Here is a 24995-nt window from a genome sequence, read left to right as displayed (position 1 = left end):
TCGAAACAAAGCTTCCAAGCGAAAAGAAGCGTATCAACTAAATGAAACGTTTCAACAAAACAACACTTAAGGATTCATCATGAAAAAAACTGTATTGGCTATCGCATCTACTATTATTCTTGCACCTACTTTCGCAATGGCTGGTGACCACCACAGCAATAGCAAACACGAGAACGCTATTGCTTACACAGGTCCAATAGAGACAGTTTCTGTTGCAACTCTACTTTCAGACACAAGTATGTTTGCAGAACAAGACACGGTTGTTGACGGCAAGATTGTTCGTCAGTTAAAAAGCGATACGTTTATCTTCTCTGACGGACAGAGCGAGATTCAAATTGAGTTGGACGATGACATCCGCCTAGCTGCACCTTTGACTGCAGACACAAAAATTCGTATCTTTGGCGAGTACGAAGGTGGCAAAACACCTGAAATCGAAGTTGATCACATTCAAGTTCTTTAAGCAGCAATCATAAATAACTTACTGTAATTAATAAGCTTCAATAAATTGGCCTGCATATTGCAGGCTTTTTTGTATATAATGCCGAAAATACAATTTATATGGAGTCACCATGCTAGGTCGCGCAAACAAGACAGTCCTTCTAGGGCTAGCTGCACTGTGTTCATTCTCTGCGTCTGCAAACAACTTTAACTACAACACATTCGAGCTACGCATGGGTACGAGCCCGAGTACGTTTGGTGGTGAAGTCACAACCATGTTTACCCAGAACTCTCATTTTGTTGCTCGTATCGATTCAGAATTTGAAAGTGATTGGGACGCAGCGGTAGGTATGGGATTCCACGGCCCAATAAGTCAATTTGCTGACGTTACAGGTCAAATGTTACTGCATAACATCGAACGTAATGACGACAACCACATCAAAACTGAAGTAAACATCGGTTTAAGAGCATGGATTTTGGCGAATGTTGAAGTCAATGCACGCCTTGGTCAGTTGATCGATAACGATGACACACGTTCGATTGTTGGTGTTGGCGCGCGTTTTCACTCAACAGATCAGCTTTCTGTAGGTCTAGATATGCGTAATAACGGTACTTACGGACACCAAATTTTGATGTCAGCTCGATTCGGTTTCTAGGCTAGATTCGATTTGTTACCTTGATCTAGTTGATTATCCTTATCCAGTTGAATCACTTTATCGAGTTAACTGATCTGGTCTCGCTTCATTTACTTAAATCTACACCTCAGAGATAATCCATCCATAAGTAGGTCTCGTTGATAAGTAGCTGTCGTTGATAAGCAATTTGGTACTTTGAGAAGTAATACGTAACAACTTCGAATTAAAAAAGCCCCGAGCATAATCATGCTCGGGGCTTTTTATTACTTTCAATTATCGCTCGCTATTAGCTGTGTTAACACTTAGCGAGCAATTTGCTTCTACAGAGCAACCATCAGCATCTTTTTCTGATGATCTAAGTACTCTTCGTAAGTTCCTTGGAAGCTAATCAGTTGCTGGTCTTTCACGTCAATAATGTGTGTCGCCAACGACGAAACAAACTCACGGTCATGACTGACGAAAATCAGCGTGCCAGTGTAAACCTTTAGTGCATCGTTCAGCGCTTGGATCGCTTCCATGTCCATGTGGTTGGTTGGTTCGTCCATCACAAGTACGTTAATGTCTTGCATCATTAGCTTGCCGAATAACAAACGGTTCTTCTCACCACCGGAACAGTTACGAGCCTTTTTGTTCGCATCATCAGCGGTAAACAGCAAGCGACCAAGAATACCACGTACCATTAGGTCATCATGTTTCACAGTACGCCACTGTGAGATCCAATCGAAAATGCTCAAATCGTTATCAAAGTCAGCTGTGCTGTCTTGTGGGCAATAACCTACAGACGCATTTTCAGACCATTTAACGATACCTTGGTTTTGCTCAAGCTCTTGAACTAAACATTTCAGCAATGTGGTTTTACCAACGCCATTCTCACCGATAACCGCAAGACGAGTACCCGCTTCAAGTAATAAGTTACCACCAGTAAACAGAGTTTCACCATCGAAACCATGGCCAAGGTCTTGAATCTCAAGCGCTTGACGGTGTAACTTCTTACCTTCACCAAAATCAATTGATGGGCTCATACGACTTGACGATTTCACTTCATCAAGCGTGATTTTGTCCATTTTCTTAGCACGAGAACTGGCTTGTTTCGCTTTAGATGCGTTCGCGCCAAAACGGTTAACGAAATCTTGAAGTTCGCTAATCTCAGCTGCTTTCTTCGCGTTACTTGCTAGAAGTTGGTCACGAATCAAACCCGACGCCTCTAGGAAGTACTCGTAATTACCAGGATAAACACGTAGCTCACCGTAATCGATATCCGCCATATGCGTACAAACAGAGTTCAGAAAGTGTCTATCGTGCGAAATGATGATCATTGTACACTTACGCTGATTTAGCTCTTCAGCAAGCCAGTTGATCGTGTGGATGTCCAAGTTATTGGTTGGTTCATCAAGAAGCAGGATGTCTGGGTTTGCAAACAATGCTTGTGCTAATAGAACACGTAGTTTCCAACCCGGTGCAACTTGCTGCATTAAGCCGAAATGGAACTCTTCTTCGATACCCGCTTGGATTAGAATGTCACCGGCACGGCTTTCGGCTGTGTAGCCATCCATTTCCGCGAACTCACTTTCAAGTTCCGCGACTTTCATACCATCGTCTTCGCTCATTTCAGGCAAAGAGTAAATGCGATCACGTTCTTGTTTTACTTCCCACAGTTTTCTGTCACCCATGATCACAACGTCGATAACGCTGTATTGTTCGAATGCGAACTGATCTTGGCTTAGAACACCCAGTTTTTCCCCTGGAGTGATAGAAACATTGCCCGAGCTTGGCGTTAACGCACCACTTAGGATTTTCATGAACGTTGATTTGCCGCAACCATTAGCGCCGACCAAACCATAGCGGTTGCCGTTACCAAATTTAGCAGAGATGTTTTCAAACAGCGGCTCTGCGCCAAATTGCATTGTGATGTTCGCGGTAGATATCAAAGAACTAATTCCTAAGCGTGTACTGACAGATAATTATTAGACGGACTAACGCGCCTAAATAAGAAGTACGAAAGTATGGATTAAACATAAAACGAAGCGCGGATTATATAGAGATCAGGATCACATTGTCGAGGTTAAACAGTGAACGGATAGCGAACAATGCACAATTAAATGCATTTCGTCGGTTATTCGGCCATAAAAAGAAAAAATCCCCACTAATTCCATTAGCAGGGATTCGATTTATCAAAAGTAAAAGTGTCAGATCTCGTTTTAACTAAAACCGCTTAACGCTATTTAGTTATTTTTTTCTGAACGTATTTTTGTCCTACATCGACAACCGCAACGTCTCTAAAGAAGCTTCTACCCAACAGAAGTGGGAAAGCAAGATGCGTTCGGTCTGCTAATGTAAACTCGGTTTTGTCTTTTAGATCACCGATTTGAATCGCAGCCACAACAACGGCACGTCGTTGTGTACCTTCAGCGCTTGATTGCTTGATCTTAACCCAGCGTTCTACTGGTAAACTGATCTCTTCGGTTGTGATGCCGTCATGTTCAATCTTGAACTTAACCCAATCTTTTCCGTCACGTTCAAAATCAACAATATCAACCGCACTGATTGATGATGTTGTTGCACCCGTATCTACACGTGCTTTAAACGCTTCTTTCAAGCCCGGAACAAACACCCATTCTTCTTCTCCAAGAATCAGTTTGCCATCGCTTGTCTTCGTTGCTTTTTCTACTGGTTTCTCAACCGGTACTGGCTTTTTCTCTGGTTCGGTTGGTTTTACTTCTTCAGGCTTCTCTGTAGGTTCCGTGACCTTCTCACCTTCAGTTGCGTCAGTCTTTGAAGAGTCATCCACAACAGGTTGTTCTATTTGAGGCTTTTGCTCTGGTTCGACAGGAACTTGAGTCGTCGTGGAGCAAGCAAAAAGGCCACCACTTAGCATTAGAGTTACAATCGCTTTCCAATTATACATTCAGTCACCTTCTATTTTGAAACGTTGGCTATCGCTTTCGCTACATAAGGAATATGAGATTCAGAAAGACCTGCAATATTGATGCGTCCATCACCAACACCGTAGATTCCATATTCTTCACGTAATTGATTCATTTGAGTTTCTTTAAAGCCTAGTACAGTAAACATACCTTTATGGCTTTCAATGAAATCAAATTGTGACGTGTTATAAGTATTTCGCAATTCATCGCATAAACTTTGGCGCAGATTTAACAAACGCTGTTGCATTTCACTTAACTCTTGCTTCCAAATCGTTGTTAGCTCTTGATTCTGAAGAATTGTTTTCACTAGAGCCGCACCATGATCTGGCGGCATAGTGTAAGTTGAACGGGCCAGAGTTAGAAGTTTACCTTTTGCGTTACCAACGTGTTCGCTGTTCTTACCAATAACGATCGCAGCACCTGTTCTTTCACGGTACAAACCGAAGTTTTTCGAGCAAGATGTCGTGATAAGCATTTCTTCAACATTGTTAGCCATATGCTGAAGACCTTTTGCATCTTCTTCTAGGCCATCACCGAATCCCTGGTAAGCGATATCAACAAACGGTAAGAAACCATTTTTCTGCGATAACTTAGTAATTTCCTGCCACGCTTCAAAATCGATGTCAGCACCCGTTGGGTTATGGCAGCAACCGTGCAGCAATACTACGTCTGAAGGGCCCGCTTTCGATAGGTCTTCTAGCATTTTTGCAGTATCAACTTGCTTGGTTTGAGGACTGAAGTAATTGTAGTAGCGAACTTTCAAGCCAGCCGCTTCCATGACCGGTTTGTGGTTAACGTAGCTTGGGTTTGAAATCCAAACTGTCGTGTCAGGTTGAGAAACTTTCATTAAGTCTCCCAACATACGAAGTGCACCACTTGCACCTGGTGTTTGAATCGCAGCAACACGACCCATTGCAGAAGTCCCTTTAAGCAAAAGATCAACCATGCTCTGGTTGAACTCTTCACAGCCTGCTAGGCCAACGTAAGCTTTGGTTTTCTGAGTCTCGACAACAATATCTTGAGCCATAGAAACGGCTTTCATGATAGGTGTTTCGCCTTGGTCGTTTTTGTAAACGCCAATACCTAAATCGACTTTGTCAGTACGAGGGTCGCCACGGTAAGCGACAGAAAGAGATAAAATTGGATCTAAAGTTGGTTTTGGTAGATGTGAAAACATGAAAGTCACAACCCTTTGAAATTCAAGTAATGGCCTCCAAGTTATCATTTTATTTACAATTTAAGAAACAGAAATTCATCAAAGTTTTGATTTTTAGGAGATAACTCTAGTTGAGACTGGTGCAATCTAATATTCCCTATTCCATATAGTTCAATATTCAATCAATTTACAAATTTAGAACGTCATAACATAAAAAAGCCTCAACAGAGAAGTTGAGGCTACTAATTTGCACCAATGTAGGTTGACGTTAACTAACGAAAGTCTACTAGAGTCGGAACCGATGAATAATTTGGTTTGAACTACCACGCCAATCTAACATTGGGTCTGCTTTATCTTGTTCAAAGCGACCGTCAATCAAGGTATCAACGTATTCCAATACTTGCTTCTGCTTTTCATCAAGCTCATCGAGTTCATAGCCAGTCCACATCCAGATGTCTTTACCTTCGCACTCCGCTTTCACACGCTGAACAAGCTTCAGTACTTCAGACACGTTTGCAGGATGCATAGGATCACCACCAGAAAGCGATAACCCACGACGTTTAATTCGCGGATCCTGGAGATCTGCGATAATTTGGTCTTGCAGTTCTTGAGTGAACAAATGCCCAGAGTCTAACCTTTGCGTCGATTGGTTATAACACCCGCGACACTGGTGCACACAACCCGACACAAACAACGTGCAGCGTGTTCCTGGGCCATTTACAACGTCGATTGGATGATATTGATGATAATTCATAAGACAGTATTGAAAACTCGTTATTACTTAATAGGTTAATGTGCAGTGCTGTAAGAACTGAAACGAAAGAATTGGTACCGACATGAAGCCGATACCAATCTTATTTCTTGAACCGTAGCTCTTCTAAGTGAGCGAGCTAAAGATCGCAGACCTTAACTAGGATCCTTTGTTAGATCAAAGGTGCTTCACGCGGCGTTTAACTTCTTCTTGCTTACCGAAGTTAAACGGTCGTGCATCTGGGCTACCAAGGTAACCGCATACACGGCGTGTTACGGATACTTTGGTTGAGTCATGGTTGCCACACTTAGGACACGTAAAGCCCTTACTTGTACAGTCAAACTCTCCGTTATATCCACACTCGTAACATTCATCAATCGGCGTGTTGGTGCCGTAGTAAGGAACACGTGTGTAGCTGTAATCCCATACGTTTTCTAGCGCTTCGATGTTCTTCTGCATGTTCGGGAATTCGCCGTAACAGATAAAACCACCACTAGAGATTTCAGGATAAGGCATCTCGAAATCGATCTTGTCGTATGGGTTCACTTTCTTCTGTACGTCTAAGTGGAAGCTGTTTGTGTAGTAACCACGGTCTGTTACGCCATCAATCACACCAAACTCTTTGGTATCGATGCTGCAGAAACGGCTGCATAGGTTTTCACTTGGTGTTCCGTATAAGCTGAACGCGTAACCTGTTTCTTTCGTCCAAGATTCTACTTCACGCTTCATGTACTCCACCAGCTCAAGCGCTTTAGTGCGCATTTCGCCGTCGTCGTACAGGTGAACGTCAGTGCCGTAAAGTGCGGTCATCGCTTCGTGGATACCAATGTAACCAAGAGAAACAGAAGCACGGCCGTTCTTGAAGATATCAGCGATTGAGTCGTCTGCTTTCAAACGAACGCCACATGCACCTTCCATATATAGGATTGGAGCAACACGCGCTTTCACGTTTTCTAGACGAGAAATACGAGTTTCTAGAGCACGACGAGCCAGCTTCAGTTTTTCATCAAGCAGCTCATAGAACTTAGCCATATCTTGCTTCGCGTTAATCGCGATACGTGGCAAGTTCAAGCTAACTACACCTAAGTTGTTACGTCCTTCATGAATCAACTCACCGTTTTCTTCGTAAGTATTCAAGAAGCTACGGCAACCCATAGGTGTTTTAAATGACCCTGTCACTTCTACTACTTTGTCGTAGTTAAGAATGTCTGGATACATACGCTTAGACGCACACTCAAGCGCTAATTGCTTGATGTCGTAGTTTGGATCTTGCTTCTGGTGATTCAAACCATCTTTAATCGCAAACACCAGTTTAGGGAACACGGCTGTTTTGCGGTTCTTACCCAAACCTGCAATGCGGTTTTTCAAGATAGATTGCTGGATAAGTTTTGAACCCCAGCTTTCGCCTAGACCAAAACCAAATGTTACGAATGGTGTTTGACCGTTAGCTGTGTGCAGCGTGTTTACTTCGTACTCCAGAGATTGGAACGCGTCGTAACACTCTTTCTCTGTACGAGAGATAGCAAAAGCTTCTGGGCTATGAATGTCCCACTCTTTCGCTAGAGATAAATGCTTCTCGTAGCTCGCCATTACGTAAGGCTCTAAAACCTCATCGATACGGTTAATCGTAGTACCGCCGTAGATGTGGCTCGCCACTTGCGCGATGATCTGCGCTGTTACCGCTGTTGCCGTAGAAATAGACTTAGGCGTGTCGATTTCCGCGTTACCCATCTTGAAGCCATGCGTTAACATGCCTTTCAGATCGATAAGCATACAGTTAAACATTGGGAAGAACGGTGCGTAGTCTAGATCGTGGTAATGAATGTCACCACACTCGTGAGCTTGTACGATGTCACGCGGCAAAATGTGAGTTTTTGCATAGTGTTTAGCCACGATACCCGCCAGCAAATCTCGCTGAGTAGGGATTACTTTACCGTCTTTGTTGGCATTCTCATTGATCAGATCAACATTGCTTTCTTCGATCAAGCCTTCGATTTCACGCGTTAAAGCGCTTTGCTTTTCACGTGCGATGTCACGGTCATGACGATATTCAATGTAGGCACGAGCCAGAGACTTGTATGGTCCCTGCATTAGCTCGTTCTCGACCATGGTTTGAATTTCAGAGATATGAACTTCATCGTAGTCTTCGAGCTTCAACTCAACTGCTAATGCCACATTCAGAGCATAAATAGCAATTTCCTTATCGGCTTTGTCTGATGCTGCTTCCACTGCAGCTTGGATGCGATCTCTACTGAATGGAGCTCTTGAGCCATCACGCTTGATTACGATTGATTTCACCACTTCTCCTTACTCTTGAGGTATTCACAGACTTATCCACAAACACACTATATAGAGCGATTTATCGTTTAACTAACACTAGATATTGTGGCGTATTTAACGAGAACCACCAACTTTGAGTATTGATTTGGATCAATAAAACGCGCACGCTGAACAAGATAAATCCAATATTATTACGTGAGTTCTCAAGTCGAAAAGAAACAATGCAACAATAAAAAAACTGCTAAAAAGAGTTGAATTTTTGGTAAGTGTTGTAGGATAACGGCTCAACTATATTGGACACCAAAATTAGGGATATTTGGGATGAAACGACTTCAAAAGTGGATAATGTTAGCTTGCTTACTCAGTAGCCAGACATTTGCTGAACCTTTGACCATATCCAGTTGGAATATCGAATGGTTATCAACCAACGAGGCTGTGAATAAGTTTTCTGCCCAACGCGATCAATCTGATTTCGACAAACTTGAAGAATACTTTCAATCCTTAGATGCGGATGTAGTCGCCTTTCAGGAAGTCGATGACATCAATGCCATTCAACGCATCGCTGGCGATCAATACAAAATCTTGATGTCTGATCGTTCATTGCCCAAAAACAGTAACCGACAATTCAAAGAAGTGAACCAATATACGGGCTTCGCGGTTCGTAAAGAAATCGCTCTCACTGACTACGCTGACTTTCCTCTGGAAACGAGTGCTAACAGCAAGCTTAGGTTTGCCAGTTATATGGTTGTGGAAACGGATTCAAAACCAATTCATATGTTGTCAGTGCATTTAAAGGCGGGTTGCAGCGGCGCGTATAAGTCTAACCGCGACTGTTCAAGGCTCAAAGACCAAGCTCAACAACTGAATAAGTGGATACAGCAAAGAGAACGTAAAGGCGAAGACTACGCGATTCTGGGCGACTTTAACCATAACCTCTCCTATTCAAGAGATTGGATGTGGAAAGATATGACGCAAAATACCGATGCTCAGTTGGCAACACGAAAAACTCGAGCAGATTGTAAGGTACGCTCAAACCGCAATAATCACCGTACACATCAGTTTCGTTCAGTGATTGATCATATTGTGGTGAGCAAGTCCTTGAATGCTTCTCCTGCGAAACAAAAGGTATTTGAAACGCAAGATGTGCTGGACTACAAACTCAGTGACCACTGCCCAGTTTCAACGACTATTAAATAGTAGATTTTAGATAACAGCAGATTGTAGATAACTGAAAATAATAGAAACAGTAAATATAGAAAGAGGCTGAATGACTTTCGTGCTGAAAGCGAGTCAACCTCTATGCTTGGTCAGCTCAGAACGGATAACGTCAAAGCCAATGTAATCAGCTATAAGCTTGCTACTAACAGGTTTTGTTCATACGATCCGCCAGCCACATTCCCACCAGCATGCTTATCATAAACACCCACACCGTCGGGTTGCCGCCACTTAGGCTGGTTACCGCAGGGCCTGGGCAAAAGCCTGCAATCCCCCAGCCTAAGCCAAACGCTGTAGATCCAAGAATCAGCTTTCTGTCTATCAACGGATTGTTACGGCTATCTAACGGCTCGCCATTGATGGCTTTAGCGCGCTTTTTAATGACCAGATGATAAAACGGTGCAAAGACCAATAGCGCGCCACCCATGACGAATGCCAAACTAATGTCCCAGTTACCGGTAATGTCTAAGAAGCCGAGTACCTTCTCAGGATCAGCCATCCCTGAGATGATCATGCCAGAGCCAAAAAGAATACCTGCGACCAAACCGATAACGATAGTAAATGAAGCGTTTTTCATTATGCCCCCAAGCCAGTCAGATTCTTGATAAACACGGTTACGATTGCCACACCCATAAATACACAGGTCGCAACAATAGAACGTTTAGATAAACGAGCCATTCCGACAATGCCATGCCCGCTAGTACAACCGTTCGCTGTTTTAGTACCAAAGCCCACCAGAAGGCCAGCAATAATCACTAAAGCGAGATTCATCTCTTCTAACTGCGGAAGTTGGTAGCCCGTCGGAATTAATAGCCAACCACTTGCGACCATTCCCACAACAAAGGCGATACGCCAGTGTTTTTCGGTGTTTGCTGTATCCGCATCTTTACGTTCTTTGTTGCTGGTGCCAGTTGGCAATAATCGGCTGACAATGCCACTAATGCCAGCAACTCGACCAATCCCCAACATTAAAACAATGGCCGACACGCCTAACAACATGCCGCCGAAAAAAGCATCCCAAGGAATCAAACTAAGCACAAACCTCTCCTATCCACAAACATCATAAACTCATAACAACCTATAAATTAGAGTTTACTAATAAATATAAATTAGTCAATGCTAATATACTGCGAGTATGTGTCGTTTTGTAAGTCTGGAATTAACAAGCGCCCTGCATGAAAAAAGCCCCTAGGCGTTAACCTAAGGGCTTATGATTTAATTCGGTTGTATTGGTTGTATTATGTAAGCTACTTAGTCTTGTTCTTTTCAGCTATCCACTGGGACATATACTTCGTGCTCGCCATGCTGTGGTGTTTGAGCATCGAACCAAAGAAGTTATCCAGTCGATGAGATTCAAGATCCGACTCTAACGCAATCAATCGCTCAATCAATGTGTCGCCCAGTTTATTCTGCTCGTAGTGCGCTTCAAGGATTGAATGACATCGGCTCTGTGCCTTAAGCCACTTCTCTTCATCTTTATAAAGGGCAACTGCAGCTTCAACAAATTCGTCGACATCATCAGCAACCGCACCTGGCCATTGCAGTTCTCCTTGTGGCAACATGCCTTCGCTGCCGATTTCACTGGTCACGTTCGGAGTCTGTAGCTTCATCGCATCAAGTAACTTGCCTTTAATGCCTGCGCCAAATCGTAAAGGTGCAACACACACACGAGCCTGCTCCATCACTTCTTGAGCGTCTTTCGCCCAACCTTTGATATGGAAGCCGGTTTTAGGGTTATGCAAAGCCGTCGCTTTCGGTGGCGGGTAAGATCCATAAATATGAAGTTCAGTGTCTGGCAACTGCTTGCGAATCTTCGGCCAAATCTTCTGTAACTGAAGTACGGCATCCCAGTTCGGTGCGTGTCTAAAGTTACCTATCGTCATGAAATGCTTACGTTCTTCAAAGCTTTTCGTGCTTTCAGGTAGAGTGTTGAGATCAACCATGAACGGCAAGTGATGAAGCAGTTTTGGATCGATATTGAACTCAGCTTGAAGCAGTTCCATCTCGTAGCTAGAAATGATCAACGAAAGATCACAACGCAGAATCGCAGCAATTTCACGTTTCGCTAAGTCACTGTACAAATGCGCTTTGGTCAGTTCAGTCTCTTTCTTAACCGCTTCGTGTCGAGCATTACGTAAGAACTGTAAATCTTCCGTATCCAGTAACTTAAAGGCATTCGGGCATACCTTTTCCACGCGCCAACCAAACTGCTCTTCCATCATGAAACGGTCAAACATCACGACATCGGGTTGCAGCTCTTCGATGTACTGGTCAAAGCTATCGCAATTCAACTGTATAGATTGGCTTGTGATGTCCTCTTCAGAGAGATCAATCATGTGCTCGGTTTCTTGAGCTGGCGTTGCAAATTCAACTGACCAACCTTGTCTCTTGAACAATCGTAAAAGTGACATCATATGGCTGCCAGCCGCCGATGAATTCGGTTCAGGCCAAACGTAGCCAATTGCTAAAACTTTCTTCAAAACACTTCCTAAGAAATAACAAAAGGGACTAGATTAGTCCCTAATTAAACGTTTATCGATGACGGTCGGTTTGTACCGCTGATTATAATTGGTTCTAAGAACTCAGCGATCAGATCCGCTCACCCACATTGCGAGCTATCATAAGCACTTCGTCAGCAGAGTACAGGTTTGAAATCGTGGTTTCGACCTCTGCTCCCAATGTCGACTGATACAGCTTCAGCGCAAAGTTATCCGCTCTGGTGGTCACTAAAACATGCTTTAGTGTTGAGCCTTGCTCCGCCAAATGCTGTTTTACCTGCGGCAGGGAATCTAGAATCAGCTTTTTGCCCAATCCTTTACCCTGTGCGCTTGGTAATACCGCAAGTTGTTCTAACTCTAATACAGCTTCAGGTCTAAACCCACTCTTCTGAACCCAGATGATGTAACCCACGATCTCACCTTCACTCTCTGCAACAAAGTTAAGAAAGCGTGGCGCGGCATTTAAGTTACATTGTAACCAATCTTTTGAGTTCTGTTGTCGAACAAACGTTGCTTGGTGGACTAAAGCCGCCCCATCTAGGTCGGCTTTAGTCATAAGACGTACTTTGGTTACTGTATCCATCAGCGTTATTCGCTCGCTGAATTCGGGTGTGTTTTACAGTGTAAAATGGCTCTTTCTAAAAGCTCTAACGCAGATTTGTCGGCTTCTGGAAGCTTAGCATCTGATTGACCTAGTGGTTCAACACGGCTACCCCATTTAATATGGCCAGCACCCCACGTTAAACCCGCTCCAAATGCCGCAACAAGAATGTTGTCGTTAGGCTTAACGAAACCTTGTTCTAGCGATTCACACAATGCGATTGGCACAGTCGCTGCGGATGTGTTGCCGTAGTTTTGGATATTAACAAACGCTTTCTCGCGATCGATACCCGCCATATCACACAGAGTTTGAATGATTCGGATGTTCGCTTGGTGCGGAATAACAACGTCAATGTTGTCGGTTGAGATACCTGTGCGGCTCAATACTGTGTGTGCCGCTGCGCCCATGCCTTTCACTGCACGTTTAAAGATCTCTTTACCAACGAAATCAAAGTCCCAGTAGCCGTTATCAGCCGCAAAGCGGTCCATAGAAGTACCGAATTTTGGTACCGCTAGAATATCACGGCCTTCAGCATCACAACCGATCTGAGCTTCTTGTAAGCCAACTTGCTCTTCAGTGCGAGATAGAACCACTGCACCAGCGCCATCACCGAACAGAACTGCAGTATCACGCTTGGTCCAGTCGATGAAGAATGACAGACGCTCAGCACCGACAACGATAGCATTGCGGTAGTTACCCGCTTGAATCAGTCGAGTCGCGGTTTCAACACCGTAAATGAAGCCAGTACACGCTGCGTTAAGGTCGAAAGCCGCTGCACTTTTAATGCCTAGGTTCTGTTGAACCTTCGACGCAGTATTTGGAATAAGAGAATCTGGGCTGCACGTCGCGATGATAACAAGATCGATATCTTCAGCGGTTAGGCCAGCACACGCCATTGCATGTTTCGCTGCAACAGTCGCGAGTTCAGAGGTATTTACATGACTGATACGACGGTTTTCGATACCAGTTCGAGTTCGAATCCACTCGTCAGACGTATCAATGAAAGTGCTTAGATCATCATTGGACAGCACGGCTGGTGGCAGACACTTTCCCCAGCCAGTAATTTCGGCGTAAAATTTTGTCATCATTTACCTGTTTATTGTTTGTTTTTATTTAAGTATCGTATTCTAGTTTTAAACAGTATAAGCGCTCCGTGCGTGATTCGTAAATCGCGTTAGCAACGGAGTTACAATAAAAAGAGAAAGTTATGTCTACATTCAACACACGATGCCCTTCTTGTAATGGCGTAAACCGCGTTCCTTCAGAAAGAATTTCAGAAAGCCCAACTTGTGGTAAATGCAAAACAGCATTGCTCGATGGCGCTCCTATCGAGGGAACGTCACTTAATTTCCAATCTATCTTGAACAGTTCACAGCCTGTGGTTGTCGATTTCTGGGCGACATGGTGCAACCCATGTGTGGGCTTTGCGCCAGTGTTCAGTGACGTCGCAAAAGAGCGTTCGGGAGATGTTCGATTCGTTAAGATTGATACTGAAGCTCAGCAACAACTTGCCGCGATGTACCAAATCAGAAGTATTCCCACGGTGATGGTGTTTAAAGACGGTAAACGTGTCGATACGATTAACGGTGCGTTACCAAAAGGCCAATTTGATCAATGGCTTAATCAAGCTCTGGCCAAATAGACCCGTATTTATATCGCTTTTAATTTAGCTTGTGCTTGAAGAAAGCGCCAAAAAATAGGTTAGAGAGCCTTGCGAAAATAAGACTCCCTAACCTACTGTAAAACAATCAGTTATATCTGTTTCTGTTAATTATACAACCATCTCGTCTTCTGCCTGTTCATTGTCTTGTTGCTTGCTAAACCCATACTGTTCTTTGATCTGATCTGCTATTTTTTCGGCAATCATAATGGTTGGTGCATTGGTATTCGCCCCCACTAATGTTGGCATCACAGAAGCATCAATGACTCTTAAGTTATCCAATCCATAGACTTTAAGATTGTTATCTACCACGGCCAGAGAATCATCATCGGTTCCCATTTTGCAGGTTCCGACTGGGTGATACTGAGTATCCGCACGATTTCGAATATCTTGCTCAATAGCCTTGTCATCATTGGCATCGACCGGATAAAAAGCATTGCCACGGATATCATCGAACGCCGAGCTCTCTAGCATTTGATACTGCTTCTTCCAGCCTTTAATCATCACGTCCATGTCTTCAGGGTGACTGAAAAATGCAGGGTCGATCTTAGGCGGATCATAGGGATCACTACTATTGAGCGTTACCGTGCCTATACTTTTCGGTCGTAGCAAGGTGACATGAGACGTAAATCCATGACTGGTATGTATTTTTCGAGCATGGTCATCAACCACAGCGACCACAAATACAAACTCTAAATCTGGCACGGCGATATGATCTTCGGAACAAAGAAAGCCTATCCCTTCTGCAAAATTGCTGCTCATCTTACCGCGGCGCTCTTTGTACCATAACGGTAAAGCTTTGCTCATTTCAGAGGCCATTTGCAGCGAGATACCAAAAGTTTCACGCTTTTCACTGCATTTGTACGAATGGACTAAGTCGATATGGTCTTGAAGGTTCTTACCCACTCCAGACAATTCATGAACCTGTTCGATGCCATGCGTCTCTAGTTCACCTTTAGCGCCGACACCCGACAGTAACAGCAATTGGTGGGAACCAAAGGCACCAGCGGATAGAATCACTTCTTTGCTGCATTGGATTTCATAACGCTGCCCGTTAGAGCCATATTCAACGCCGACCGCATTCTTGCCTTCAAACAAGACCTTATGTGTGGTGGCTTTAGTAACGACCGTGAGATTCGATCGTGAAAGGTTTGGCGTTAAGTAAGCCTTGGCAGCACTACATCGTTCGCCATTTAGCTGTGTTACCTGCGTCGGCATCGCCCCAAACTGAGCAGCGCCGTTAATATCCTCATTGCGACGCACACCTATCGATTCACACGCCGTTAAATAACGTTCCAACATCGGGCTTGGCGATCGAAGGTTCGCCACATTCAAAGGACCACCTTGGCCATGGTACTCATCTTGGTGAACTTCGTTATTTTCCGCTTTCTTAAAGTAAGGCAAACACGATTCATAATTCCAGCCAGTGTTACCCAAGCTTTCCCATGTGTCATAGTCGTAACGGTGCCCACGAGCATACATCATGGCATTGATAGAGCTAGAACCGCCCAGTGTCTTACCTCTCGGTTGGTAACCTTTACGACCATTCAAACCCGGTTGTTCAACGGTTTCAAAAGCCCAGTTGTTGAGTTTGGTTGGCATCATTGCCACCACGCCAACCGGAGTATGAATGAACGGGCTGCTGTCTTTACCACCCGCTTCTAATAAGCAAACCGTGATATTCGGGTCTTCAGACAGCCGCGAAGCCATGACACAACCCGCAGAACCACCGCCAACAATAATAAAATCATAACTATCCATTGGTTGCCTCCGCTATTTCTAGTGGGTGTAACTCTCGCTTCAAAATCTTGCCTGTCGCCGTCATTGGTAGCGCTTTACGAATAAACACCTTACGAGGGTATTTGTAATCCGCTAATTGCTCACGACACCAAGCTATCAGCGCCCCGCTATCAGGTTGTGTATGTTCATGAAGCACAACATGGGCATGAATTTCTTCGCCTAGACGATCATGATGTTCACCCACCACCGCGACCATTTCGACATCGGGATGACACATCAATACTTCTTCGATTTCACGCGGATACACGTTGTAACCACCACGGATGATCATGTCTTTAACGCGATCGACAATGAATAAATTGCCGTGCTCATCGGTGCGTCCGATATCTCCCGTTAGGAACCAACCGTCTCTGATGGCTTCTGACGTGGCTTCTGGCTTTTGATAATAGCCTTTCATCACACTTGGACTCTTGATGCAGACTTCGCCCAATTCGCCCATGGCGACTGAGTTACCTTGGATGTCTGTAATCTTAATAAGGTGACCACACAAGGGTTGACCCACACTGCCAGACAAGCGGTCACCATCAATATGGTTAAAGGTCGCAACTGGCGCAGTTTCAGACAGACCATAACCTTCCAATACCGGAAGTTCGAATCGGGATTCAAATTGTCGGATAACCTCAAGAGGCATAGACGCACCACCAGACACACCAAGCCTTAAGCTATGTTTAACCTGTTCAGATCGTTTGGTTATTTCTAAACTACTAGAGGACTTTTCTCCCGCTTTTAGAAGCGCAATATACATAGTAGGAACACCCGCAAATACGCTTACTTTATGGTTAATGATCTGATCGATCACCAGTGAAGGTTCGAAACGCGGAATCAACACCATGGTCGACCCCGTTAACACACTCGCATTCATCATCACTGTCTGGCCGAAGCTATGGAACAGAGGAAGCGTGGCCATTGTGGTGTCGCTGTACTCCAGTCGCATGAGATACTGTGACGACATCGCATTAGTTTGCATGTTGGTGTGGGAAAGCTCTGCTCCTTTTGGCTGACCTGTCGTACCTGACGTATAAAGAATCACAGCGGTATCATCACCATGGCAAGCCATAGACTCAAAAGGAATCAAAGGTTGTTCTAACCAGTCAGCGATTGATTCATGCTGCTCGTTTCTTACTGAAGTCGTGTCTGCGCCGGTTGGGATGGGCATCTCGACAAAGTGTTCACAATGGTTTGCCTGTTCGAAACCTTGTAAGCCATAGCGACCGATGGGCAGCTCTTCACTACCCTCAAAGCATAAATAGGCTTTCGCATCCGAGTCATTAAGGTGGTAAGCGATCTCTCTTGCTTTAAATAACACGTTCAAAGGCACCACGACGCAGCCTGCTTTCAGAATCCCATAATAGGCAATCGGGAAATACGTGACATTCGGACACGACAACGCGACCTTATCGCCTTTCTTGAGCCCCAGCCTCTTTAAATTAGCGGCGACGTTTCCAGAAAGTTGTTCCAACTGAGAAAAGCTGACTTCTTCCGTCCCCATTCGCAGTGCGACTTTATTTGGGAAAAGCGAAGCGCTGCGCTCCAAGTTAACAGCAAGATTGTGCATCCATGATCTCCTTATTCGGCTAAACCTAACGGTCAGATTCGCCTTAGCCGTTTTAATCGTTGTAATAAGCTTTGTCTTTATTGCTATCAGAGCCTGCACATTGGTGTGTCATGTAGGTAAGAATATTTATTGAGCAAAACAGTAGTTATTGAGCAAAATGTTTGTGACGATCCAATGTTCAGCCCACTAAATTACAACATTTTGATAACATTTCGAACAGGTTTCAAAAAGACAAAAACCGGTGATATTCGGACACGTATCTATAAGGCCTTGTAAAACCTTGCAAACATAAACCAAAAGTTTGAACAAGCTTGGGAAAGTGAGAACAAGCAACAGGCGTAAATGTAAAAAGTTCGGTTAAGATAACGATATTCAACAAGAGGCAGCTTATGGAATACACCGCAGTCTACGAACCCGATATGCAAGCATTCGGTATTCTTGATCTTCAATTACTGCATCGCTATATGTCACCCGCCCTCAATATCGAAGCATTATTGGAAGGCAGTAACATTGATGCTCTGCAACTCAACACGCCAGACACCCACATTACCTTGGCGCAAAAATTGGCGGTGTTCAGTAACGCATTGGCGAACACTGATAAAGGCGGTTTAGGGTTAAGAGTCGGCCAACAGGCACGGTTTAGCGACTTTGGTGTTCTAGGTTATGCAGTATTCAGTAGTGAAACGCTGTTAGATGCTTTGCTGATTGGATTTAAATATCTGCAGCTTGCTGGCCCTGTACTTAGAAAAACGATGTCAGTAGAAGATAACGTTGGATACTTTAGAGCCGAGCAGCTGATCGACTTGGACTCGCTGCTGCCATTTTGTTGCGAATATTGGTTCACCGCAATTCAAAGCCTGTGTGAAGAAGTACTGCAACAACCATTCCCATCTCAAGTGATCCGCTTCCCTTACCCTAAGCCAGAATACGGCGACCTCTACACAGAGATTTTCCGTTGCCCTGTTGAATTCAATAGTGATCGCCTTGAATGGCAGTTTGATGCAACAAGTTTGTACTCGCCTCTTCCTACCGCCAATACCATCACGCTGCAGATGTGTCTGAAATCGTGTGACGACATGTTGGCAAAAGTAAGTGCGTCCACCAGCCTAAAAGAAAAAGTCTCTCAAATGCTACTAGAGAGACCTGGATGTTACCCTTCGATAGAATCTATTTCATCAGAATTGGGGATGTCTTCTCGAACGCTACGCCGGCACCTCAAAGCCGTCGATACGAGTTACCAGAAGATACTTGACCACGTTCGTTTTCACCTTTCTCGACACTACCTTTCTTCAACTCAAATGAGCATGGAAGAGATATCTGAGCGCGTTGGGTTTTCAGACAGCGCTAACTTTCGACATGCCTTTCGTAAGTGGAGTGGAAGCTCGCCCAGACAATACCGAAAAGAAGTGGTCTAACACGATTAAACGCCCTAAATTAAAATCTGATGAATACAACGAACCTCTCTCCGTCTTTCAAATTAAATAGTCGTTTGAACAACGCTTTATCGGCTATTTAACCGCAGAAAATATCGCGAAAACATGAAATATCACAACGGTATTTTAGCCAGCAAACACGATAAATTTCTTTTATCTTCACGACCATTTTTATTCGTTTTACCCAATCCAGTTTCTCCCCCATAGTCGCGGAAAATTCATCGTTTCTTTCACTATTTAGAGGCTCCTGCATTGGACAACATCCAACCAACAACTCGCATAACTGTTCCTGTTATTGCATTGTCTTTTTACGCGATCGCTTCAGGCTACTTAATGAGTTCATTACCATTAATGCTGTCTGAGTATGGCTTAGACAGTAATCTATCGAGTTGGTTAGCGAGTGCCTTTTATGCAGGTCTTTTAGCGGGTACGTTATTGATTGAGCGTGCGATCGCTCGCGTTGGTCACAAAGACGCGTTCGTCATCGCATTGAGTGTCTTCATTGCAACGATCCTTGTATTGCCATTGATCCCACACCAAGCGGTATGGCTATTAGCTCGCTTTGTGGCTGGTGTGTCTGTCGCAGGGATCTTTGTGATTGTAGAGTCTTGGCTAATGAGCGGGGACGAATCCCAACGTGCGAAACGTTTAGGGGTTTACATGTGTTCGCTATACGGCGGTTCTGCCGTTGGTCAGCTTGGTATTGGATACCTTGGAATTACAGGTGGCGTGCCGTTCATTGCAATGTTCACTCTTTTATTCGGTGCGGTCATTGTATTAATGTACGGCCAAGCGACACCTCCACAGATCCACGATGCAAAGTCTTTGTCTTTAAAACAGATCAGCAAATTGAGCCACAGCGCTTTAATTGGTTGCATCGTATCAGGGCTTACTCTAGGTGCTATTTACGGTTTGATGCCAGTAGAATTAGCGCAGCGTAACATTGCGCACGAAGACATCGGAGGTTTGATGGCTTTGGTAATCATGGGTGGCATGGCTGTACAGCCAATGGTGACTTGGTTATCTCACCACATCGGACAAGTATTATTGATGGCTTTGTTCTGCTTGCTAGGAGTAGCAAGTATTGCAGTGCTAACTTTGAATCGTGATTTCTACGTATTAGGTATGAGCCTATTCGTTTTGGGCATGGCAACATTTGCACTGTACCCTATTGCGATTAACTTAGGCTGTCGTAACTTAGATCCAAGCTACTTGGTTTCCGTAACTCAAATCATGCTGCTTTGCTACAGCATCGGTTCTGTTGCTGGCCCATTGATTGCTGACACCTTCATGAGTTCACAAGCAGGGTTATTCACTTATCTATTTGCGTCTCTGTTAGCGACAACAATTTACATGTTAATTGCGAGCCTAAAGCGTTCTCCACTTCAGATCGCAGGAGAGTAACCCCTGTATATAAGAAATAAAATCGACAACTCGGTATGAAAAAACATCGTTGATTAACAGTGAAATTTGGGGCTCTGAGTTATGACTTTTCGTCTAAACTAAGGGCCCTTTGTCGTTGGTCATCTGGAGGAAAGATAGACTACCAAGATCATAAAATAGAACAAAGTTAAGGTTGGAATACGTATCCTTCACCTGTAATCGTAATGATCAAACCGTCTCCGAATAACGATCTAATTTCAGATATTGCGACAATCACAGACGAGTTAGTCACTTTTTCGTTCTCCCAACCAATCTTTTTTAATTGGCCAACGCTGAATAATTCACCACGATGTCGATTCATAAATAGAATAATTTTTCGATAGGCTAACGGCAGCGTTGCTAACACATATCCATTTTCTACGTTTCGAATGAGCTTGGTGTGGAGTTCAACTATCTTACCATTGAGTTCAATTACTACGTTATTTTCAGAGTGGTTCGTTTCTAATGCAGGATAAGAGTCCATTTTTATATAATTCCCTTACTATATAGCCAGCGACAAAGTCAGATTCAGTATTTTTAATATAACGTCGCTTATAAGTGGACGTTTTAAAAATGACGATAATCAATGGAACTCGTACGGTAAAGAGATTAAATTTTTATTATTAAAATATTAACAGGATATCAATAGAGGATTATTTCTTTGCTCCATAACATAACCTTCATTTGAAACAGTTTGAATGCAGCGACAATCGAGAATCCTTCTGATCTCATAAATAGCGACAAGCACTGAGGCAGACGTGACAGCTTTACCAGCCCAACCAACACTCTTCAAAATTTGCTTGCTGACCACTTGCCCTTTATTTTGGTATAGATAGAACAATACTTTACGGTGAGGTTCTGAGAGCGTCCCAATAATCGACCCGCAACCCTGTTTTCTAACAATCTTAGTACCTGATTGAAACTCTCTATTATTTAAAACAAGTTTGGACGGCAGCACAAAATCACCTAATTCGTTGGTAAGTTGTTCCATATATACCTCGTATTGCATAAGTAGACGTATTCTTCAATGTTTACGATATTACATAATAGAGTAAAAATACTAAACTGATAAACATCTCAATACCGTACTTTTACTGCTTAGATCAATTATTACACGCTGATACTGAACATCGTCTTATATCCTCGGGTAAAATAGCAGTCGCACAAATGTCTGATTTAGATTCCAAGACCCGAAACTGCAGACCAAAGGTCTAATCCGAGGTTTGATTACGCTTGCGATATTGACTTGGCGATAAACCAAAGTGCTTTTTAAAACGATGTGAGAAGTTGTAGGGATCTTTATAACCTAAACGGTTGGCAATCATAGATACCGACCAATCTTGCTGTTTCAACAAACTGGTCGCTTTGTCCATTCTTAACTGAATCAATTTGCTGCGAGGAGAAACGTTAAACAGCGACTTGGTCACTCGATTTAGCTGTTCTTCACTGATAAACACGCGCGATGCCATACCAGAAACAGTCCACGGCAGGTGCAGACTACTTTCAATCTCATTATAGAGCGCTTGAACACGTGCTGTGGTGCTAGTCGACTTAGGTTCAAAGCCAGTCAAAGTTCGAATAATCTCGCTCATCAGCAATTTTCTAAAACTGCCTCGACCTCCAATTTCAAAATGAACTAAATTCATCAAGGACCAAATTTGTTCACACTCTCCGAAAGGTACAATACTCTGCCCTAAGCTCGCAATATGTTGCCATTGCGAGGTATCGGGCGTCAGCATCCAAGCCATTTTCCAATAGTTGTACTGAGGGTCAAGCTCGAAACGAAATGGCGTTTCCGCAGGAAGAACCACCAGCGTGCATGGCGTAATCGCTTGTACGAAGGTTTCGGTCGTCAATATACCGCCCCCTTCTTGAGTAAAAATCAGCGTATGGACATTCACAGATTCGCGTTCAACCCAATACGCGTCATACAGCTTCGCCATACCACCCATGTAGACACCACAACTTTTCATCTCTGGGATTTCTTCAACGGTCAAAAAACGTTCTTTGCAATGCTCTGCGAGAAAAACATCATCTTGCCACGTTGATTTTGGATTCATTGAATCAATGACAGATTCGCACAGGTTTTGTTGTTTTTTAAACATGTTGTTACGTCACTCAAATCACTATAGTTCTGCCATAAATCGGAGAGCTTATGACAACTAACATCAACCCTAACGCATCTATGAATAACAAGCCAGAGAGCATCTTACCTCGAATCATCAAACTTGGTTTGCCTGTTGCTTTGCAAAGTGCGCTTGTTGCTATTCTTGCCCTTGCTGACGTCTTAATGGTCAGCGATTTTGGCATGGAAGCAGCGGCGGCTGTGGGAATTGCATCAAAATGGCACTTCGTCGCTATTATGATTATGGCAGGGTTGGCCTCAGCAAACGGAACACTAGTCGCTCAATACTGGGGAAAGAATGACCCTAAAAGCGCGCGCACAGTATCATCCATCGCGATGGTATTTGGCTTAAAAGTTCTGCTGCCAGTTACTGCAATCATCACTCTTGGTTCTCAATTTTTAATGATGTTGCAAACCAGCGATCACACCGTGATTGAGCTTGGTGCTACGTACTTGTGGTATGGATTCCCTGTTCTACTTCTCACTCATATAGTCGTGGTGGTAGAAGCGAGCATGCGTTCCTCTGGTGACACAGTAACTCCGCTGTTGCTTGGTGGTGTGACTATTGCCCTCAATATTGCACTTAATTTTGTTCTCATTAAGGGTGCATTTGGTATTCCAGCAATGGGCGTTGCTGGTGCTGCACTAGCAACAACTTTAGCGCGATTGATTCAAGTGGGTTTGATGTATAGCTACATGCGTATACGTAAGCACTGGTTATTAACTACGCCAAGCTCACCACATCGTCCGTCGCTGTGGCTGTCTTACCGTCGTATTGCGTTACCCCTAACGATGAATGCCGTGCTGTGGGCAATGGGTACCATGGCATACCAAATGATCTTCGGTCACATGGGCACAACGGAACTTGCCGTGTTCTCAATGCTCGCACCGTTTGAGTCGCTGTGTTACTCAATATTCTTTGGTATATCGGTCGCGTGTTCTGTGCTGCTTGGTCACTCACTCGGTCGTGATGAGTTTGATGACGCTATGAGTATGGGACTAACATTCATTAAAGCCGTCATTGGCTTCGGCGCAGTTGTCGGATTACTACTGTTTATTAGTAAAGAGCATGTTCTAACATGGCTGAACCTTTCTACAGATGCGCTCTACCCGCTCGCTTCACCTGCAATGATGATCATGTGCTTTGCTGTCGTGATTCGCATGCTGAACATGGTGATCATCAACGGTATCATTCGCGCTGGTGGCGATAATGCGTTCTGCTTGCGTATGGATTTCATCGCGATGTGGATGGTGGGCATTCCAGTATGTGTTTACGGCGCGTTTGTCGCTGGATGGGATTTCAAATACATCTATGGTTTGATGTTGGTGGAAGAAGTGGTGAAACTGACAATTTGTTCCCATCGTTACCTAAGCCGACGCTGGATCAACAACCTGACGGTGACCTACGACGAGCCGCAAGCAGCGTAAGTTACAGTTACCTAGCTATATTGAAGCTTATACAGAAACGTATCTACATCAAAAAAGGTCTGATAAATCAGACCTTTTTTCGTTTCTTTCGAACTTACTTTTAAGCGCCAGTTACTTCTTATTCATACGAATATGGCGATTCGACACATTCGGCAGCGGCTTCTCTGGCAATTTTCGTTTTTCATGAATCAGATGTCGAATAGCTAAAATAGGATGCTTAAGTAGCATTCTTGGCCCGGCATAACGCATTACTAAACGCATTTGCTCTTTCGGATGCGGTTTATAACAATGAATTGGACACTTGTTACAGGTCGGTTTTGCTTCGCCATAAGGGCATCTATCGAGTCGTGTTTCGGCATAACGTAACAACTGCGCACACTCTTCACATAACGCGTTATTCTGACGAAGTGCACCGTGATGATTTTTACAGTAGATGTGTACCATCGCAATAACAGTTTTGTACTCCGTCGCGAGCTCACCTCTTAGAATGTTGTTATGTTTGAACATGTTTAATTACCCAGTGACAAACCGTACAGATTGAGATTAACACTTTCACTTAATACGTCTTCGACTCGCTCGAACAAAAAACCTAATTTAGTCAGCAATGCGATACTTCGAATATTATCAGAGGTAGTGATGGCAACTAAATGATCAATATCAGCATTATGCTTGGCTTCTTCAATTATCGCTTGTGCCGCTTCCAATGCAAAACCTTGCCCATAGACTTCAGGGACAAAACCATAACCAATATCATGTGACTCTAGCGTATCTCGCTTAATTAATCCGCATACACCAATTGGCGTTAAGAAGTCCTTAATTTCGACAATCAATAGACAAACACCTTTCTCTTTATGCATCTTAAGAATGTTGTTTTCGATGTATTCAACGGCCTTGGCTGGATCGCTGATCTCCTTGTCTCCAATGTAACGCAGGAAATCTTCTGAGCTATATAATCGTTGAATGAACGCCGCATCTTGAGGCGTGATCATTCTTAATCGTAAACGTCGGGTCTCGATAGCCTGCATAGTGATATTTTCCTTGCTGAGTACCATGTAAATATTGAGTTCTAGAGCT

Annotated in this window: 24 protein-coding genes; 7 read left to right on the top strand and 17 right to left on the bottom strand. The window is 43.8% G+C overall.

Annotated features, from left to right (window positions below; all coding sequences use genetic code 11):
• Window positions 1–79 precede the first annotated feature (79 nt).
• Together SJY39_RS18625 and SJY39_RS18620 are read left to right on the top strand one after the other, a co-directional pair.
• Window positions 80–460, top strand: coding sequence for a YgiW/YdeI family stress tolerance OB fold protein (locus tag SJY39_RS18625; protein ID WP_010429722.1), 381 nt, complete (start codon window positions 80–82; stop codon window positions 458–460).
• Between the two features lie 109 nt (window positions 461–569).
• Window positions 570–1094, top strand: coding sequence for a hypothetical protein (locus tag SJY39_RS18620; RefSeq protein WP_010429725.1), 525 nt, complete (start codon window positions 570–572; stop codon window positions 1092–1094).
• 299 nt (window positions 1095–1393) lie between these two features.
• Here the strand turns inward: SJY39_RS18620 and SJY39_RS18615 are convergent, their stop codons facing one another.
• The 5 genes from SJY39_RS18615 to nrdD form a co-directional block, all read right to left on the bottom strand.
• A complete protein-coding gene (locus SJY39_RS18615; RefSeq protein ID WP_372264103.1) occupies window positions 1394–3001 on the bottom strand; it encodes an ABC-F family ATPase in 1608 nt (535 codons plus the stop codon).
• Window positions 3002–3291: 290 nt separating this feature from the next.
• Window positions 3292–3978, bottom strand: a complete 687-nt coding sequence (locus tag SJY39_RS18610) for a RimK/LysX family protein (protein WP_010429729.1) — start codon at window positions 3976–3978, stop codon at window positions 3292–3294.
• A gap of 11 nt (window positions 3979–3989) precedes the next feature.
• Complete coding sequence (locus SJY39_RS18605) at window positions 3990–5174, bottom strand: amino acid aminotransferase (RefSeq protein ID WP_010429732.1); 1185 nt, start codon at window positions 5172–5174, stop codon at window positions 3990–3992.
• A gap of 265 nt (window positions 5175–5439) precedes the next feature.
• Window positions 5440–5907: an anaerobic ribonucleoside-triphosphate reductase-activating protein gene (gene nrdG / locus SJY39_RS18600; protein WP_016792864.1), complete on the bottom strand. Its 468-nt coding sequence runs from the start codon at window positions 5905–5907 to the stop codon at window positions 5440–5442.
• Window positions 5908–6081: 174 nt separating this feature from the next.
• Window positions 6082–8202, bottom strand: coding sequence for an anaerobic ribonucleoside-triphosphate reductase (gene nrdD / locus SJY39_RS18595; RefSeq protein WP_016787653.1), 2121 nt, complete (start codon window positions 8200–8202; stop codon window positions 6082–6084).
• A gap of 303 nt (window positions 8203–8505) precedes the next feature.
• Here nrdD and SJY39_RS18590 point away from each other — a divergent pair, with 303 nt between their 5' ends.
• Window positions 8506–9381, top strand: coding sequence for an endonuclease/exonuclease/phosphatase family protein (locus SJY39_RS18590; protein ID WP_010429742.1), 876 nt, complete (start codon window positions 8506–8508; stop codon window positions 9379–9381).
• Between the two features lie 163 nt (window positions 9382–9544).
• On the opposite strand, the gene SJY39_RS18585 is transcribed toward SJY39_RS18590, so the two are convergent.
• From SJY39_RS18585 to SJY39_RS18565, 5 genes are all read right to left on the bottom strand, one after another.
• Window positions 9545–9976: a YeeE/YedE family protein gene (locus tag SJY39_RS18585; protein ID WP_010429745.1), complete on the bottom strand. Its 432-nt coding sequence runs from the start codon at window positions 9974–9976 to the stop codon at window positions 9545–9547.
• Window positions 9976–10437 (bottom strand): YeeE/YedE family protein, encoded by a 462-nt coding sequence (locus SJY39_RS18580; protein WP_010429747.1) that lies wholly within the window; start codon window positions 10435–10437, stop codon window positions 9976–9978. The genes SJY39_RS18585 and SJY39_RS18580 overlap by 1 nt, the downstream gene beginning before the upstream one ends.
• 209 nt (window positions 10438–10646) lie before the next feature.
• Window positions 10647–11879, bottom strand: a complete 1233-nt coding sequence (locus tag SJY39_RS18575; protein ID WP_016792863.1) for a glycosyltransferase — start codon at window positions 11877–11879, stop codon at window positions 10647–10649.
• A 109-nt stretch (window positions 11880–11988) separates the two neighbouring features.
• The gene (locus SJY39_RS18570; RefSeq protein ID WP_016785268.1) at window positions 11989–12453 is read right to left on the bottom strand and encodes a GNAT family N-acetyltransferase; all 465 of its coding nucleotides are present in this window, start codon (window positions 12451–12453) and stop codon (window positions 11989–11991) included.
• Window positions 12454–12485: 32 nt separating this feature from the next.
• Window positions 12486–13583 (bottom strand): ketoacyl-ACP synthase III, encoded by a 1098-nt coding sequence (locus tag SJY39_RS18565; RefSeq protein ID WP_016785269.1) that lies wholly within the window; start codon window positions 13581–13583, stop codon window positions 12486–12488.
• Window positions 13584–13705: 122 nt separating this feature from the next.
• Here SJY39_RS18565 and trxC point away from each other — a divergent pair, with 122 nt between their 5' ends.
• Window positions 13706–14140 (top strand): thioredoxin TrxC, encoded by a 435-nt coding sequence (gene trxC, locus SJY39_RS18560; RefSeq protein ID WP_016787647.1) that lies wholly within the window; start codon window positions 13706–13708, stop codon window positions 14138–14140.
• A 129-nt stretch (window positions 14141–14269) separates the two neighbouring features.
• Here trxC and SJY39_RS18555 read toward each other — a convergent pair whose 3' ends face one another.
• Entirely contained in the window at window positions 14270–15919 is a 1650-nt protein-coding gene (locus SJY39_RS18555) for a GMC family oxidoreductase (protein ID WP_372275461.1), read from the bottom strand.
• Window positions 15912–17513, bottom strand: a complete 1602-nt coding sequence (locus tag SJY39_RS18550) for a long-chain fatty acid--CoA ligase (protein ID WP_372275463.1) — start codon at window positions 17511–17513, stop codon at window positions 15912–15914. The genes SJY39_RS18555 and SJY39_RS18550 overlap by 8 nt, the downstream gene beginning before the upstream one ends.
• A gap of 389 nt (window positions 17514–17902) precedes the next feature.
• Here SJY39_RS18550 and SJY39_RS18545 point away from each other — a divergent pair, with 389 nt between their 5' ends.
• Complete coding sequence (locus SJY39_RS18545; RefSeq protein ID WP_016792860.1) at window positions 17903–18928, top strand: AraC family transcriptional regulator; 1026 nt, start codon at window positions 17903–17905, stop codon at window positions 18926–18928.
• 270 nt (window positions 18929–19198) lie between these two features.
• A complete protein-coding gene (locus SJY39_RS18540; RefSeq protein ID WP_016792859.1) occupies window positions 19199–20350 on the top strand; it encodes an MFS transporter in 1152 nt (383 codons plus the stop codon).
• A 166-nt stretch (window positions 20351–20516) separates the two neighbouring features.
• Here the strand turns inward: SJY39_RS18540 and SJY39_RS18535 are convergent, their stop codons facing one another.
• The 3 genes from SJY39_RS18535 to SJY39_RS18525 form a co-directional block, all read right to left on the bottom strand.
• On the bottom strand, window positions 20517–20852 hold the full coding sequence (locus SJY39_RS18535) for a winged helix-turn-helix domain-containing protein (RefSeq protein ID WP_010429772.1): 336 nt from the start codon (window positions 20850–20852) through the stop codon (window positions 20517–20519).
• A 147-nt stretch (window positions 20853–20999) separates the two neighbouring features.
• A complete protein-coding gene (locus tag SJY39_RS18530) occupies window positions 21000–21359 on the bottom strand; it encodes a winged helix-turn-helix domain-containing protein (RefSeq protein WP_016767178.1) in 360 nt (119 codons plus the stop codon).
• A gap of 220 nt (window positions 21360–21579) precedes the next feature.
• Window positions 21580–22473 (bottom strand): helix-turn-helix transcriptional regulator, encoded by an 894-nt coding sequence (locus tag SJY39_RS18525; protein WP_010429778.1) that lies wholly within the window; start codon window positions 22471–22473, stop codon window positions 21580–21582.
• A gap of 50 nt (window positions 22474–22523) precedes the next feature.
• Between SJY39_RS18525 and SJY39_RS18520 the strand changes: the two genes are divergently transcribed.
• Window positions 22524–23921, top strand: coding sequence for an MATE family efflux transporter (locus SJY39_RS18520; RefSeq protein ID WP_010429780.1), 1398 nt, complete (start codon window positions 22524–22526; stop codon window positions 23919–23921).
• Between the two features lie 111 nt (window positions 23922–24032).
• Here SJY39_RS18520 and SJY39_RS18515 read toward each other — a convergent pair whose 3' ends face one another.
• On the bottom strand, window positions 24033–24428 hold the full coding sequence (locus tag SJY39_RS18515) for a nitrous oxide-stimulated promoter family protein (RefSeq protein ID WP_016792858.1): 396 nt from the start codon (window positions 24426–24428) through the stop codon (window positions 24033–24035).
• A gap of 2 nt (window positions 24429–24430) precedes the next feature.
• On the bottom strand, window positions 24431–24946 hold the full coding sequence (locus SJY39_RS18510; protein WP_010429786.1) for a GNAT family N-acetyltransferase: 516 nt from the start codon (window positions 24944–24946) through the stop codon (window positions 24431–24433).
• Window positions 24947–24995 lie beyond the last annotated feature (49 nt).

It is taken from the genome of Vibrio sp. R78045 (genome assembly GCF_042466085.1).
GTDB classification, from domain to species: domain Bacteria; phylum Pseudomonadota; class Gammaproteobacteria; order Enterobacterales; family Vibrionaceae; genus Vibrio; species Vibrio cyclitrophicus.
Note: the sequence above shows the minus strand (reverse complement) of the source record. Positions and strands in the feature narration are given on the sequence as shown.